The organism is Pelomonas sp. Root1217 (genome assembly GCF_001425705.1).
GTDB lineage: Bacteria > Pseudomonadota > Gammaproteobacteria > Burkholderiales > Burkholderiaceae_C > Pelomonas.
Map to the genome: position 1 here is coordinate 20,765 of NZ_LMDC01000030.1, position 13,521 is coordinate 34,285.

Consider the following 13,521-nt stretch of genomic DNA (forward strand, 5'->3'; position numbering starts at 1 on the left):
GAGACCGTCGCAGTCGAACTCAAGACTTCAGGACACCCTTGATGTGGGCGGCGATGGCGTCGTCCTGGCAGTTCGTGAAGAACAGCTCCTGGAACTTCTCGCCCGACACGGCGGCCTTCAGCAGGTCCTGGTCGACGGCCTTCAGCGTCGTCAGCATGTCCTTGCACGAAGCGGCCTTCAGGTCCTTCAGGATGCCGCGGTTCTTGGCCATGATGGCCGCGCGCTCCTTGGGGTAGCCGGCGCCGCGCTCGTTCTCGAACAGCTTGCGGTAGCAGTCCTGCAGGTTCAGCTCGGCGGCCCAGCCGAAGCCCTTGGCGTAGGGCATGGACATGCAGTTGCCGTCGTTGATCTGGCCGAACAGGAAGGCGTCGGTCGGGTCGATGACGAGGCCGCAGAACACGCCGGGCATGCTGTTGCAGGCCAGCATGGAGCCCATGCCCGTGCCGCAACCGGTGACGACGAAGTCGGCGGCCTTGGAGTTCAGCAGGATGCCGGCCAGCAGGCCGTTCATGACGTAGGTGAGCGAGGCCTTGTCCTCGGGCGTGTACATGCCGTAGTGGTGGACGCTGTGGCCCAGCGGCTCGGCGACGGTCTTGAGGGCGCTGTGGACGATCTCGGACTTGGCGGCCTGGCTGTTCTCGATGATGAGGGCGATCTTCATGGCGGGTGGCTTTCGGTAGCGGAATGGGGGCTGGAGCGGCACAGGCCACCCCGGTTGCATGGGCCGCGGCTGCCCGAGCCAGAGGGGCTCGAGCGCGGGCCGTCATGCCAGGCGTCCGCCTCGAAAGGCCGGGACTGCATGGTCCCGATGGAGCAACCTGGCCAACCGCGCACCCCGGAAGGGAGGCGCTGGCGCTGGCGCCATTGTGCCACTTGCGTCAAATATTGGAACGCCGTTTCATAAAGCCACTCAAGCCCGCGGCAGAGGCGGGCTCCGCAGCATCAGCGGTGATAGGGATCGTTGGGCCGGCGGTCGGCACCGTTGGGCACGCCGTCGCGGTCCGCGTCGCCGCGGGCCCAACCGCCGCGCCGCAGTTCCCAGTGGCCACCGCGTTCCACCCAGGCGGGCTGGTTGTACAGATAGCCGCGGCGCTCCTTCACCCAGACGCCCTGCTGCCAGACGTGGCGGCGGCCGTTCCAATTCCAGTAGCCGGGCACCCAAACATAGCCCCGGCGTGCAGCCGGCATCACTTCATGACGGGGAGGCGGTGGAGCGGTCCGGATGGACACACTGACCTGTGCCGCGGCTGCGGTCGGGAGTGTTGCTGCACCAAAGGCACAGCTGGCGACCAGGCACGAAGCGATGATGGTTCTGTTGAGCATGACGATCTCCAAGTTGCAGGAGGTCATTCAACGACTGGCCCCGACGCGCGGTGGTCGGACAAGCGCCCGTCGTGCCGCAAAGTTGTGCAAAGCGTCCAACTGATCGAAGGCGGGTGAGGCCTGCCGCAGCGCCTCAGTCGCCTTCACCACCCAGCGGCTTCAACTGCCGGCCCGCCGGCAGAGCGCGCAGGTATTTGAAGGTGCCCGTCGCATGAGCGCAGAGCTTGTCACCCGCACCGAATACCGAGCCCTCGCAGAAAGCCATGGTCGTGGAGCGATGCAGCAGCTTGCCCATCGCGCGCAGTTCGCCCTCGCCGGGGCGCATGAAGCTGGTCTTCATCTCCACCGTGACGACGCCAGGCCCGAGGTCCGGCAGGTGCCGGTTCACGCTGCGGGCGGCATGCGCCATCGCCACGTCCAGCAGCGTCATCACCACGCCGCCGTGGGCGACGCGCCAGGAGTTCAGGTGCTGCTCGCTGATCGTCAGCCGCAGCTCGGCCTCGCCGTCGCCGACGGAATGCAGCGTGAAGCCGAGTTGCTGGACGAAAGGGATGTGGACCGGGAACTCCATCGCCCGATCATCCCCCGTGGATGGCCGACACGCCGCCGTCGACCGCCAGGATCTGGCCGGTGATGTGCTTGCCGGCCCTGGACGCAAACAGCAGGGCCGCGCCCTTCAAATCGTCGTCATCGCCGATGCGGTTCAGCGGCGAGTGGGAAGCGAGTTGCTCTTCACCGATGGTCGCCATCAGGCCCTTGGTCATCTTGCTCGGGAAGAAGCCCGGCGCCAGCGCGTTGACGGTGATGCCGTATTGGCCCCACTCGCCGGCCAGCGCGCGCGTGAAGTTCACGGCCGCGCCCTTGCTGGTGTTGTAGGCAATGGTCTTCATGACGGCCGAGTTGCCGCCCAGGCCCGCGATGGAGGCCACGTTGATGATGCGGCCCGACTTGCGCGGGATCATGCTGGCCTTGGCCACCGCCTGGGCGAAGACGAAGAGGCTGCGGATGTTCAGGTCCATGACCTTGTCCCAGGCCTCGATCGGGTGCTCCTCAGCGGGCGCGCCCCAGCTCGCGCCGGCGTTGTTGACGAGGATGTCGATCTGGCCCAGGCGCTCCATGGTTTCCATGACGACGCGCTGCGCCTCCTCGGGCTTGGACGCATCGGCCGCCACCCAGCGCGTGTCGATGCCGCGCGCCTGCAGGTGGGCCGCGGCCTCCTCCAGGTCGGCCGCCTTGCGCGACGTCAGCATGATCTTGGCGCCGGCTTCACCCAGCGCTTCGGCGATCTGCAGGCCCAGGCCGCGCGAGCCGCCGGTGACGAGGGCCACCTGGCCGCTCAGGTCGAAGAGGTCTTGAACCTTGGTGCTCATCAAAAGTCTCCTTAGAAGTATTCGGCTTTCATGTCGCGGCACAGCGGCTCGCGGCGGGCGACAACGTCCAGCCAGGCGCCGATCTTGGGCAGCTCGTAGGCAAAGAAGTAGCGGGCGGCGGCGCGCTTGCCGTGGGCAAAGTCGCTGCCGTCACTGACGGCCAGCGCCACGTCCAGCCACAACCAGGCCAGCACGGTGTGCCCGAAGGCCTGCATGTAGGGCGTGGCGTTGGCCAGCGCCTCCTCGGGCTCGCCTGTGCTCCAGGCCTTCTTGGTGGCCCCGCCGACTTGCGCCAACGCCGCGGCGAGCTGATTGGCCTGCGGCGCCCAGTCGGTCTGCATGGCTCGCTCGATGGTCTGCTGCACGCGCGCGGCCAGCGCGGCCAGCGACGCCCCGCCCTGCTGCACCACCTTGCGGCCCAGCAGGTCCAGCGCCTGGATGCCGTGCGTGCCCTCGTGGATCATGTTCAGGCGCTGGTCGCGCCAGAGCTGCTCGACGGGGAAGTCGCGCGTGTAGCCATAGCCGCCCAGCACCTGGATGGCCAGGGAGTTGGACTCCAGGCACCACTCGCTCGGCCAGCTCTTGGCGATGGGGATCAGCACGTCCAGCAGCGCCTGCGCCTCGGCCTTGGCGTCGCCCGTGTTCAGCTCGTCGACGAGGCGGGCGCAGTACAGCTCCAGCGCCAGGCCGCCTTCGACATAGCTCTTCTGCGCCAGCAGCATGCGGCGCACGTCGGCGTGTTCAATGATGGGCCGCTGCGGGCTGGCCGCGTCCTTGCCGGCCGTCGTCATGGCACGCCCCTGCGGCCGCTGCTTGGCGTACTCCAGGCTGGCTTCATAGCCGGCATAGCCCAGCATGACGGCGCCGAGGCCCACGCCGATGCGCATCTCGTTCATCATGAAGAACATGCAGCGCAGGCCCTCTTGAGGCTTGCCGACGAGGTAGCCGACGGCGCCCGCCTTGCCTTCCGGCTGGAACTTGCCTTCACCGAAGTTCAGCAGGCAGTTGGTCGTGCCGCGGTGGCCGAGCTTGTGGTTCAAGCCGGCCAGTGCGATGTCGTTGCGCTCGCCGGTCAGCTGGCCGTCGGTGCCCACCATCTGCTTGGGCACGATGAACAGCGAGATGCCCTTGGTGCCGGGGATCAGCTTGCCGTCCGGCCCCGGGATCTTGGCCAGCACCAGGTGCACGATGTTCTCGCGCAGCTCGTGCTCGCCGCCGGAGATCCACATCTTGTTGCCGCGCAAGCGGTAGCGCGGGCCGAGCGGATCGTCGGCGTTCTCCAGTTCGGCGCGGGTGACCACGTCGGACAGCGACGAGCCCGCCTGCGGCTCCGACAGACACATGGTGCCGAACCACTGGCCGGCCAGCAGCGTCTTGGCGAACACTTCGCGCTGGCGCTCGCTGCCGTGTTCCATCAGCAGGTTGGCGTTGCAGGTCGTCAGCACGGCATAGGAGCCGACGGCCACGTTGGCCTTGCTCAGGAAGGCATGCGCCGCCGTCTCGACCAGGCAGGGCAGCTGCATGCCGCCGACGTCGTAGTCCTTGGCCGCCGCCAGCAGGCCCGAGGCCACGTGGGCGTTGACCGCGTCGAGCGTCGCCGCGGGCAGGTGCACGCGCTCGCCGTCGAAGCGGGGTTCCTCGGTGTCGAGCAACCGATAGATGGGCGCGAACTTCTCGCGGGCGATGCGTTCGCTGGTGTCGAGCACCGCGTTGAAGGTCTCGCGTGAATGGTCGGCAAAGCGCTCACGCGCCGTCAGCTCGCCGGCATGAAGCCAGTCGTAGAGCAGGAACTCGAGGGTCTCGCGCATGGCTAGGCTTTGGTGATGGCCATGGTGCCGCTGGCCTTGGCGACCAGCTTGCGCTCGCCGCCCGTCGCCACCGCGTACACCTCGGCCTCGGTGAAAGAAACTTGTCGGCCGGGTTTTAGAACCCAAGCCTCGCATTCCAGCCGCTCGCCGGCAGCGCCGCGCAACAGGCTGGTCTTGAACTCGGCCGTCAGCACCCAATGGCCATCGGGAGCCATCGTCTGTGCCGCAGCGCCCATCGTGTGGTCGGCCAGCGCGGCGATGACGCCGGCATGCACGACGCCGGTGTGCTGGCAGTGGCGCTGGGCGATGACGAGCTGCGTGCTGACGCGGCCGGGCTCCACGGCCGTCGGTTCCACGCCCAGGTCGGCCATGAAGGGCGCCGAACGGAAGAAGCCGCGCAGCGTGTCGAGGTCGACCTGCATGGCTCAGTCGCCCGAACTGCGGACGATGGTGCCTTGCGCCAGCGCGCAAAGCTTCTCGGCGCCGTCCTTGACCGCGAAGACCTCGCAGCGGCACACCGCCTGCGTCTTGCTGACGGCTTCGGCGCTGGCGCGAGCAATCAGACGCTCGCCCACAGCCGGGCGGACGTAGTTGATCTTGAATTCCGAGGTCAGCACGGGCACCTGCATCGCGGTGCCGCCGGCATAGGTCAACGCGTTGTCGGCAAGGTAGCTGACGATCCCGCCATGGGCAAAGCCGTCCTGCTGCCGGTGCTCGGGCTTTAGCGCCAGCTGCAGGTCGACCTTGCCCGGCGTGAGCGCCACGAGTTCCGCGCCGAGCAGCACGCTGAACGGCTGCTTGGCAAGGACCTCACGGCCCATCGCAAGGAACTGTTCAGGACTGACGCTCACAGCACCTCGAAAACGCCCGCCGCGCCCATGCCGCCGCCAATGCACATCGTCACGCAGACGCGCTTGGCACCGCGGCGCTTGCCTTCGATGAGGGCATGGCCCGTCAAGCGTTGACCCGACACGCCGTAGGGGTGGCCGACGGCAATCGCGCCGCCGTTGACGTTCAGGCGGTCCATAGGGATGCCCAGCGTGTCGGCACAGTACAGCACCTGCACGGCGAAGGCCTCGTTCAGCTCCCACAGGTCGATGTCGGCAACCGTCAGGCCCAGCTTCTTGAGCACCTTGGGCACGGCGAACACCGGGCCGATGCCCATCTCGTCGGGCTCGCAACCGGCCACGGCAAAGCCGAGGAAGCGGCCAATGGGCTTGAGGTTGTGCGTGGACGCGTATTGCTCGCTGACCAGCGCGCAGGCGCCGGCACCGTCGCTGAACTGGCTGGCGTTGCCGGCCGAGATCAGACCGCCGGGCATGGCGGAGCGCAGGTCCTTGATGGCGTCATAAGTGGTGCCCTCGCGCAGGCCCTCATCGGCGCTGATGGTCACTTCCTTGCTCATCAGGCCCATGACCTTGTCGGCCACGCCCATGGTCGTCGTGACCGAGATCAGTTCGTCGGCGAACTTGCCGGCGGCCTGGGCGGCGCAGGCCTTCTGCTGGCTGCCGGCGCCGTACTGGTCCATGCGCTCGCGCGAGATGTTGTAGCGCTTGGCCACGTTCTCGGCGGTCTGCAGCATGTTCCAGTAGATCTCAGGCTTGAGCTTCATCAGCGCCGGGTCGACCAGCATGTGCTTGTTGGCCTCCTGCTGCACGCAGGAAATGCTCTCGACGCCGCCGGCGATGTAGACGTCGCCCTCGCCGGCAATGATGCGCTGCGCGGCCATCGCAATGGTCTGCAGGCCGCTGGAACAGAAGCGGTTGATGGTGACGCCGCTCACCGTGATGGGCAGGCCGGCCTTCAGCGCGATCTGGCGCGCGATGTTGGAGCCGGTGGCGCCTTCGGGCGTGGCGCAGCCCATCAGCACGTCTTCGATGGCACCGCCATCGATGCCGGCGCGTTCGACGGCTGCCTTGACGGCGTGGCCACCCAGCGTCGCGCCATGGGTCATGTTGAACGCGCCCTTCCAGCTCTTGGCGAGCGGCGTGCGGGCGGTGGAGACGATCAGTGCGTTGCTCATGTCTTGTTCCTTGTCAGTCGCGCGCTGCGATCAAGTGAAGCTCTTGCCTTCCGCCACGAGGCGGGCCAGCAGCGGGGCGGGCGTCCAGAACGCACCGTCATCCATCGGGTTCTTGGCAAAGCGCTTCATTGCCTGCACGACGTTGAAGAGGCCGAGGGTGTCGGCGTAGCACATCGGGCCACCGCGGAAGATGGGAAAGCCGTAGCCGGTCAGGTAGACCATGTCCACATCCGACGCGCGCTGGGCGATGCCCTCTTCCAGCAGATGCGCGGCCTCGTTGACGAGAGCGAACACCAGGCGGTGCACGATCTCCTCATCACTGATGTCGCGCTTCTTGGCGCCGATGGCTTCGCGGTGCTTGGCGAGCATCTCGTCGACGACCGGCGACGGGATGGCGTCGCGCTTGCCGGGCAGATAGTCGTACCAGCCGGCGCCGGTCTTCTGGCCGAAGCGGCCGAGCTCGCACAGACGGTCGGCGCTCGCCGAGTACTTCATGTTGGCGCGCTCGACAGCGCGGCGCTTGCGGATCGCCCAGCCGATGTCATTGCCCGCCAGGTCACCCATGCGGAACGGACCCATCGCGAAGCCGAACTTCTCGACGGCCTTGTCGACCTGCTGCGGCGTGCAGCCTTCATCGAGCAGGAAGCCGGCCTGGCGGCTGTACTGCTCGATCATGCGGTTGCCGATGAAGCCGTCGCAGACGCCCGACACGACAGCCGTCTTCTTGATCTTCTTGCCAATGGCCATGACCGTGGCCAGCACATCCTTGGCGGTTTCCTTGCCGCGCACCACTTCCAGCAGCTTCATCACGTTGGCTGGGCTGAAGAAGTGCATGCCCACCACGTCCTGCGGGCGCTTGGTGAAGGAAGCGATCTTGTCGACATCCAGCGTCGAGGTGTTGGACGCCAGGATGGCGCCGGGCTTGGCGACTTCGTCCAGCTGCTTGAAGACGGCCTCCTTGACGCCGATCTCCTCGAACACCGCCTCGATGATGAGGTCGGCATCGCCCAGGTCGGCGTAGTTCAGCGTCGTGCTCAAGAGCGCCATGCGCTGGGCGTATTTGTCTTCCTTCAGCTTGCCCTTCTTGACCTGCGATTCGTAGTTCTTCTTGATCGTCGCGACGCCGCGGTCCAGGGCTTCCTGCTTGGTCTCCAGGATGGTGACCGGGATGCCCGCATTCAGGAAGTTCATCGAGATGCCGCCACCCATCGTGCCGGCGCCGATGACGCCCACCTTGGCGATGGTGCGCAGCGGCGTGTCTTCGGGCACGTCGGAGATCTTGCTGGCCACGCGCTCGGCGAAGAACAGGTGGCGCAGCGCCTTGGACTCGGGCGTCAGCATCAACGCCATGAAGCCCTCGCGCTCGGCGCGCATGCCGTCGTCGAACTTCATGTTGACGGCACTGGCCACGGTCTCCAGGCAGCGCAACGGTGCCGGGAAGTTCTTGCTCATGCCGCCCACCATGTTGCGGGCGAACTGGAAGTAGGCCTCGGCGTTGGGGTGGCGGGCTTTCAGGTCTCGCACCTTGGGCAGCGGGCGCTTCTCGGAGACTTCTTCAGCGAACTTGACCGCCGCGTCGATCACGTTGGTGTCGACGATCTTGTCGAACAGCTTCTGGCCCGGGACCATGGCCAGCATCTGCGCCTCGACCGGCTCGCCGCTGACGATCATGTTCAGCGCGGGCTCCACGCCCAGCGCGCGCGGCAGGCGCTGCGTGCCTCCGGCGCCAGGCAGCAGGCCCAGCTTCACTTCGGGCAGCGCGACCTTGGTGCCGGTCTGCGCGACGCGGTAGTGGCAGCCCAGGGATAGCTCAAGGCCACCGCCCATGCACACCGTGTGGATGGCCGCGACCACCGGCTTGCTGCAGCTCTCGACGACGGAAATCAGGCTCAGCAGGTTCGGTTCGGCCAGGGCCTTGGGCGAGCCGAACTCCTTGATGTCGGCGCCGCCCGAGAAGGCCTTGCCGGCGCCGGTGATGACGAGCGACGTGATGGCCGGATCGGCTTCGGCACGTTCCACGCCGGCCGCAACGGCGGCACGGGTGGCAAAACCCAGGCCGTTGACCGGCGGGTTGTCGAGCGTGATCACGGCAACGCTGCCGCGAACTTCGTAATGGGCTGTCATGGGCACGACCTCGGTTGGCGGGCCATGCCGCGTCTCCCGCAGCCGGCCCAGAATAGAACGACCGTTCGATTCTAGGCAGCCGGCTTGCCGCAGTCTTGTCCCGGCAGTGACAAAGCCGTGGGAGCCCCTAGTACTGGGAGCGCGGCATCACCACCGTGTCCTTGAACGTTTTCGGTGCTGGCTCGGCCGTCGGCGGGTTCAGCTTGGACTCGGCGTAAAGGCGAGCTGCCTCGGCGGGGTCCGGCGCCGCCACTTCCGGCGCTGGAGCCTGGCGCGGCGCGGGCCGCACGGCCAGCCTCAATTCATGGTTCTCGCGCTGCAGTTGCTCGACCTGCTTGCGCGCCTGCGTGAGCTGCTGGGCACCCAGCTGGCGCGCCTGCTCGACATGCGTCACACGCTCGTGCTCGCGCTTGAGCCGCTTGGCCGCCCAGGCGTAGACGGCACCTCCCGCCACCAGGCCGCCCACCGCGAATCCGCCCACCAACTGCAACAGTTGACCGTTGTCCATTTTTCTCTCCCCTGACACCGTTGTCCCTGAGGACTGTATCGATCTGAAGGCGTAGCGCCTGCCCTGCAAGGGTTTCCCACGAGGGGCTACGCCCCTGTACCGACCTTGGTCACCATGCGCCCCGGGGCTAGAGTGCGGGCCATGCTGATTCCGGTCGTCTACCCACCCCGCGATCCCGCGCCGCCGCCGCAGTTTTCGCCGCCGCCACCGCCGAAATCCGAAGAGCCTGCGCCGCCACCGCCGCCGGAACTGCCCTCCACAGCGCCGGCCACGGAGGGCGACGTGCCGTGGATGCTCTATCTGCTGCGCGTGCTGGGGCTGTGCGCCTTTCCGGTCGGCATCGTCATCGCCGGCATCGTGGTGCTGCTCGGCCTTGAACAGGCTCGCGAGACGCTGCTGTCGCTGGAAGTGGGCAGTGCACAGACCGCCATCCTCGTCTTCGCCTTCGGCCTGTGGCTGCTGCTGGCCTGGTATGTGAGCCGGCTGCTGCTGGACCGCCGCTTCAAGCCCGACACGCTGGGTGAGTGCATGAACCCGCGCTTTGCCGACGGGCTGCGTCGCTGGTTGCCGCGCGGGCTCATCCTTGGCGGCGGCCTGCCCATCGCGATCTTTTTCCTGATGCAGACGCGCGAGCGCCTGATCGGCGTCGCGCTGCTGGGCGTCACGGCGGGGCTGGCACTTTTTGTCTGGAAGCGGCGCGCCTGGCTGCTCAAGCTCGGCACGGGTTCGCGGCTGGCGCGTTGGCTCGCGCTGGATGGCCGGCGCGAGGCCATCGCGCTGCTGGAGCGCGAAGACCGCATGAGCACGCCGTCGCGCGTGCTTGTCACCCTGGTGCTGCTGCTGCAGTGGGGCGTGTTCGCCGCCCTCGTGGCCTGGCCCGAGGGCACGGCGCGCGCCATCGGCTCACCGGCCCTGGTGCTGCTGGCCATGGGCAGCTGGATCGTCTTTGGCGGCATCCTGCTGACCTATGTGCCCAAGGCTTTGATCCGCATGCCGCTGACGCCGTTGCCGCTGCTGCTCTTCGTCGCCTTCGCGCCGCTGAACGACAACCACCGCGTGGCCGACCCCGAACGCAGCGCGGCCAACGCCATCGTGCAGCGCCAGCCGGCAGACGCCTGGGTCCAGACCTGGCTGCGCACCGCCGGCGCCGACGGCAAGCGGCCGCTCGTGATCGTCGCTGTGGCCGGCGGTGCTTCGCGCGCGGCCTACTGGGGCAGCGCGTCGCTTGCGCGTCTGCAGGATCTCGGCGAACAACAAGGCGTCAACTTCGCCGACTCCGTCTTCGCCATCAGCGGCACCTCGGGTGGGGCGTTGGGCGCGGCCAGCTTCGTCGCCGCCGTGGACGCGCGCCGCCAGGCAGTCGATGCTGCCAACTGCACGCCCTGGAAGCTGGTGCGCGACTTCACTGGCCGCGACCATCTCGCCACGCCGGTGGGCGACATGCTCTACCCCGACCTGGTGCAGCGCTTCCTGCCCTTGGCCGTCGCCGGTGCGGACCGATCTCTCGGCCTGGAGAAGGTCTGGACGCATGACTGGCCCAGGAGCCTGGCCCAGCAATGTCCGCTGCGCCCGACCGCCCATCCCAACCCCTGGTCAGCGGCCATGACGGCCCTGCATGGCCGCGCCACCGACGCCGAATGGCTGCCGCTGCTCGCCATGAACACCACGGCCCTGTCGCGCGGCCAGCGGGTCTACCAGTCCGACTTCCTGCTGGCCGGTGGCGATGGCATCGACCTGCTCGACCCCTCGCTCGGCCTGGAGGTCGAGCGCATGACGCTGGCCCAGGCCGTGCACAACAGTGCCCGCTTTCCCTACATCAGCCCTGCCGCAGCCGTCCTCTTCAAGGAGGCGCACAAGGATGAGGACAACGGCGACACCGGCCGCGTCTGGGACCGTCTGGGCGATGGCGGCTACGTCGAAGCCAGCGCGACACTGCTGCTCTCCGACCTGCTGCGCGACCTCGAAGCCAGCGGGCGGCTCAAGGCCTGCAAGCCCGAGGACAACTGTGCCGCCCAAGGCATCCTGGACCGCTCGCGGCTGCGCCTGCTGCTGCTGGTCAACAGCAGCTCGCAGGTCGACGACTGGCTGTGCCGCGACGCGCCCACCGCAGCCGATGCGCAGCCGCTGGACGGGCGCCGCTACCGCGCCACCCACATGGGCCTGAACGAGGTCGTGGCGCCAGCGCAGGGCATCCTGAACAGCAACGGCGCCCGCGCACGGGACTCGGCAGTCGAGCTCATCAAGCGCATTGGCGGCTGCGGCCAGGTGGCAGAGCTGCGCATGCCTGCGCTGCCGGGCCGGCGCCAGCCGTCAATGAACTGGATGCTGAACTCGGCCTCGCGCGAGCTGATCGACGCGGCCCTGCTGGAGAAGCTCAATGCCACCGACCCGGCCGTCGGCGCGGCGCAGGCCCAGCTGGTGGCCCATCTGCGTCAGGTCAAAGGCTGGATGCTGCAGATGAAGTGAAGCCTGGCGACACGCGGGCCGGCCACAATGCCGCCCGCCATGCCTAGCTTCATCCTCAACCTTTGCAGCGCGCCGCAGCGCCGCGCGCTCTGGCGCGCCTTGCTCGCCGTCATGCTCATCGTCATCACCTGCCTGGCCCTGAGCCCGGCCCCCCCCAAGACCATCACCACCGGCTGGGACAAGTCCAACCATGCCCTCGCCTTCGCCGCGCTGGCCTTCAGTGGCGTCTGGGCGCTGTGGCAGCGGCCGCGGCAGTGGATCTGGCTGGCCATGACCCTGGTGGGCTACGGTATCGCCATCGAGATTGCACAGAGCTTTCTGCCGCCGCGCGAGGCCGACTGGCACGACGTGGTGGCCGACAGCGTCGGCATCGCCCTGGGTCTGCTGGCAGCCTGGCCCATCACAGCCAGCGCAGCACGCCGACGGTGACGGCGGGCACGAAGAGCAGCAGCAGCAGCCTCAGCACATCGCTGGCCAGGAAGGGCATGACGCCTTTGTAGGTCTCGTTCATCGGCACGTCGCGCGCCATGCCGTTGACGACATAGACATTCAGGCCTACCGGCGGCGCCAGCATGCCGATGCCCACCGTCATCAGCACCAGGATGCCGAACCAGATCGCCTTGGGCTCCGGCGCAAGGCCGAACAGGTCCAGGCCCATGATGGTCGGGAAGATGACCGGGATGGTCAGCAGCAGCATGGACAGCTCGTCCATCACGCAGCCGAGCACCACATAGAAGGCCAGCACGCCGGCGACGATGGCCAGCGGCGGCACGGGCAGCCCGCCGACCCACTGCGCCAAGTGCGTGGGCATCAGCGTGAGAGCCAGCGCCGAATTCATCATGTCGGCGCCGAGGAAGATCATGAAGACCATGGCCGTCGTCTCGGCCGTGCCCAGCAGCGCGCGCTTGAGTCCATCGCCGCGCAACTCGCCGGACAGCAGTCCGCTCGTCAGCGTCGCGAGCGCACCGATGGATGCACCTTCGGTCGGGCTGAACCAGCCCCCATAGATACCGCCGAAGACGACGACAAAGATCGCCAGCAGCGGCCATACGCCCAACAAAGCGTGCCAGCGCTCGCTCCAGCTGTGGCGCGGTCCCGGCACGGCCAGATGCGGCCTCAGCCTGCAGGTGATGGCGATGACGGCGAGATAACCCGCCGTCGCGATCAGGCCGGGGATGAAGGCGGCCGCGAACAGCTTGGCGATGTTCTGCTCGGTCAGGATGGCGTAGACGATCAGCGGCACCGATGGCGGGATCAGGATGCCCAGCGTGCCACCTGTCGCCAGCACGGCGGTGGACAGGCGCCCGTGATAGCCCGCGGCCTTCATCTCGCCATAGGCCACCTGGGTGATGGTGGCGCAGGTGGCCACCGACGAGCCGCAGACCGAGCCGAAGGCGGCCGACGCCAGGATGGCCGCAAAGGCCAGGCCGCCGCGCCAGTGGCCGACCCAGGCAGATGCGGCACGGAACAGCGCCCTGGACAGCCCGCCCTGCGTGGCGAACTGACCCATCAGCAGGAAGAGCGGGATGACGGAGAGTTCGTAGACCGTCAGCCGCGCGACGGCCGAACCCTTGATGAGATTCAGCAGGGCCGCGTCATTGCTCATCCAGGCATAGCCCAGGGCACCGGGAATGAACATGGCCGCAGCGATAGGCACGCGCAGGGCCATCAGCGCGAGCATCAGGCCGAAGATGATGAGGCCGCTGGTCATCTGTTCCCGAAGTTGGCTTGATGCATAGGCCCATGCCCGGAGTTCGCCCGGGCGGGCGACCTACTTTCTTGTGCGAACAAGAAAGTAGGCAAAGAAATCGCCCCTGCGAAACCGCCCACCCGCAAGGCGGGTGGGTGCCCTGCGATGCTCGAAGACCGAGGCCCGCGCAAAACTCCCGCCGCTACGCT

The 13,521-nt window shown here is 67.7% G+C and carries 13 protein-coding genes; 2 read left to right on the forward strand and 11 right to left on the reverse strand.

Annotated features, from left to right (window positions below):
• Window positions 1-19: 19 nt before the first annotated feature.
• The 10 genes from ASC95_RS27010 to ASC95_RS27055 form a co-directional block, all read right to left on the reverse strand.
• Complete coding sequence (locus tag ASC95_RS27010) at window positions 20-661, reverse strand: RpiB/LacA/LacB family sugar-phosphate isomerase (RefSeq protein WP_057300805.1); 642 nt, start codon at window positions 659-661, stop codon at window positions 20-22.
• Between the two features lie 281 nt (window positions 662-942).
• Window positions 943-1,188 (reverse strand): YXWGXW repeat-containing protein, encoded by a 246-nt coding sequence (locus ASC95_RS32610; protein ID WP_057300806.1) that lies wholly within the window; start codon window positions 1,186-1,188, stop codon window positions 943-945.
• Between the two features lie 268 nt (window positions 1,189-1,456).
• Window positions 1,457-1,894 (reverse strand): PaaI family thioesterase, encoded by a 438-nt coding sequence (locus ASC95_RS27020; protein ID WP_057300807.1) that lies wholly within the window; start codon window positions 1,892-1,894, stop codon window positions 1,457-1,459.
• 7 nt (window positions 1,895-1,901) lie between these two features.
• Window positions 1,902-2,693 carry an SDR family oxidoreductase gene (locus ASC95_RS27025; protein WP_057300808.1) on the reverse strand — a complete coding sequence of 264 codons (792 nt, stop codon included), beginning with the start codon at window positions 2,691-2,693 and terminating at the stop codon, window positions 1,902-1,904.
• Between the two features lie 11 nt (window positions 2,694-2,704).
• Window positions 2,705-4,501, reverse strand: coding sequence for an acyl-CoA dehydrogenase (locus ASC95_RS27030; RefSeq protein ID WP_057300809.1), 1,797 nt, complete (start codon window positions 4,499-4,501; stop codon window positions 2,705-2,707).
• Between the two features lie 2 nt (window positions 4,502-4,503).
• The gene (locus tag ASC95_RS27035) at window positions 4,504-4,923 is read right to left on the reverse strand and encodes a PaaI family thioesterase (protein ID WP_057300810.1); all 420 of its coding nucleotides are present in this window, start codon (window positions 4,921-4,923) and stop codon (window positions 4,504-4,506) included.
• Between the two features lie 3 nt (window positions 4,924-4,926).
• Complete coding sequence (locus tag ASC95_RS27040) at window positions 4,927-5,322, reverse strand: PaaI family thioesterase (RefSeq protein ID WP_057300811.1); 396 nt, start codon at window positions 5,320-5,322, stop codon at window positions 4,927-4,929.
• A 26-nt stretch (window positions 5,323-5,348) separates the two neighbouring features.
• A complete protein-coding gene (locus ASC95_RS27045; protein WP_057300812.1) occupies window positions 5,349-6,524 on the reverse strand; it encodes an acetyl-CoA C-acyltransferase in 1,176 nt (391 codons plus the stop codon).
• A gap of 30 nt (window positions 6,525-6,554) precedes the next feature.
• Window positions 6,555-8,648 (reverse strand): 3-hydroxyacyl-CoA dehydrogenase NAD-binding domain-containing protein, encoded by a 2,094-nt coding sequence (locus tag ASC95_RS27050; RefSeq protein WP_057300813.1) that lies wholly within the window; start codon window positions 8,646-8,648, stop codon window positions 6,555-6,557.
• Window positions 8,649-8,775: 127 nt separating this feature from the next.
• Complete coding sequence (locus ASC95_RS27055; protein ID WP_057300814.1) at window positions 8,776-9,156, reverse strand: hypothetical protein; 381 nt, start codon at window positions 9,154-9,156, stop codon at window positions 8,776-8,778.
• A 141-nt stretch (window positions 9,157-9,297) separates the two neighbouring features.
• On the opposite strand from ASC95_RS27055, the gene ASC95_RS27060 reads away from it, so the two are divergent.
• A complete protein-coding gene (locus tag ASC95_RS27060) occupies window positions 9,298-11,622 on the forward strand; it encodes a hypothetical protein (protein ID WP_057300815.1) in 2,325 nt (774 codons plus the stop codon).
• A gap of 39 nt (window positions 11,623-11,661) precedes the next feature.
• Window positions 11,662-12,051 (forward strand): VanZ family protein, encoded by a 390-nt coding sequence (locus tag ASC95_RS27065; RefSeq protein WP_057300816.1) that lies wholly within the window; start codon window positions 11,662-11,664, stop codon window positions 12,049-12,051.
• On the opposite strand, the gene ASC95_RS27070 is transcribed toward ASC95_RS27065, so the two are convergent.
• On the reverse strand, window positions 12,023-13,333 hold the full coding sequence (locus ASC95_RS27070) for a TRAP transporter large permease (RefSeq protein ID WP_057300817.1): 1,311 nt from the start codon (window positions 13,331-13,333) through the stop codon (window positions 12,023-12,025). The genes ASC95_RS27065 and ASC95_RS27070 overlap by 29 nt on opposite strands.
• Window positions 13,334-13,521: the final 188 nt, after the last annotated feature.

What these genes read in the sequence shown, in the direction of transcription:
- ASC95_RS27010 (WP_057300805.1), bottom strand. Translation starts at nt 661, where the DNA reads ATGAAGATCGCCCTCATCATCGAGAACAGCCAGGCCGCCAAGTCCGAG.
- ASC95_RS32610 (WP_057300806.1), bottom strand. Translation starts at nt 1,188, where the DNA reads ATGCCGGCTGCACGCCGGGGCTATGTTTGGGTGCCCGGCTACTGGAAT.
- ASC95_RS27020 (WP_057300807.1), bottom strand. Translation starts at nt 1,894, where the DNA reads ATGGAGTTCCCGGTCCACATCCCTTTCGTCCAGCAACTCGGCTTCACG.
- ASC95_RS27025 (WP_057300808.1), bottom strand. Translation starts at nt 2,693, where the DNA reads ATGAGCACCAAGGTTCAAGACCTCTTCGACCTGAGCGGCCAGGTGGCC.
- ASC95_RS27030 (WP_057300809.1), bottom strand. Translation starts at nt 4,501, where the DNA reads ATGCGCGAGACCCTCGAGTTCCTGCTCTACGACTGGCTTCATGCCGGC.
- ASC95_RS27035 (WP_057300810.1), bottom strand. Translation starts at nt 4,923, where the DNA reads ATGCAGGTCGACCTCGACACGCTGCGCGGCTTCTTCCGTTCGGCGCCC.
- ASC95_RS27040 (WP_057300811.1), bottom strand. Translation starts at nt 5,322, where the DNA reads ATGGGCCGTGAGGTCCTTGCCAAGCAGCCGTTCAGCGTGCTGCTCGGC.
- ASC95_RS27045 (WP_057300812.1), bottom strand. Translation starts at nt 6,524, where the DNA reads ATGAGCAACGCACTGATCGTCTCCACCGCCCGCACGCCGCTCGCCAAG.
- ASC95_RS27050 (WP_057300813.1), bottom strand. Translation starts at nt 8,648, where the DNA reads ATGACAGCCCATTACGAAGTTCGCGGCAGCGTTGCCGTGATCACGCTC.
- ASC95_RS27055 (WP_057300814.1), bottom strand. Translation starts at nt 9,156, where the DNA reads ATGGACAACGGTCAACTGTTGCAGTTGGTGGGCGGATTCGCGGTGGGC.
- ASC95_RS27060 (WP_057300815.1), top strand. Translation starts at nt 9,298, where the DNA reads ATGCTGATTCCGGTCGTCTACCCACCCCGCGATCCCGCGCCGCCGCCG.
- ASC95_RS27065 (WP_057300816.1), top strand. Translation starts at nt 11,662, where the DNA reads ATGCCTAGCTTCATCCTCAACCTTTGCAGCGCGCCGCAGCGCCGCGCG.
- ASC95_RS27070 (WP_057300817.1), bottom strand. Translation starts at nt 13,333, where the DNA reads ATGACCAGCGGCCTCATCATCTTCGGCCTGATGCTCGCGCTGATGGCC.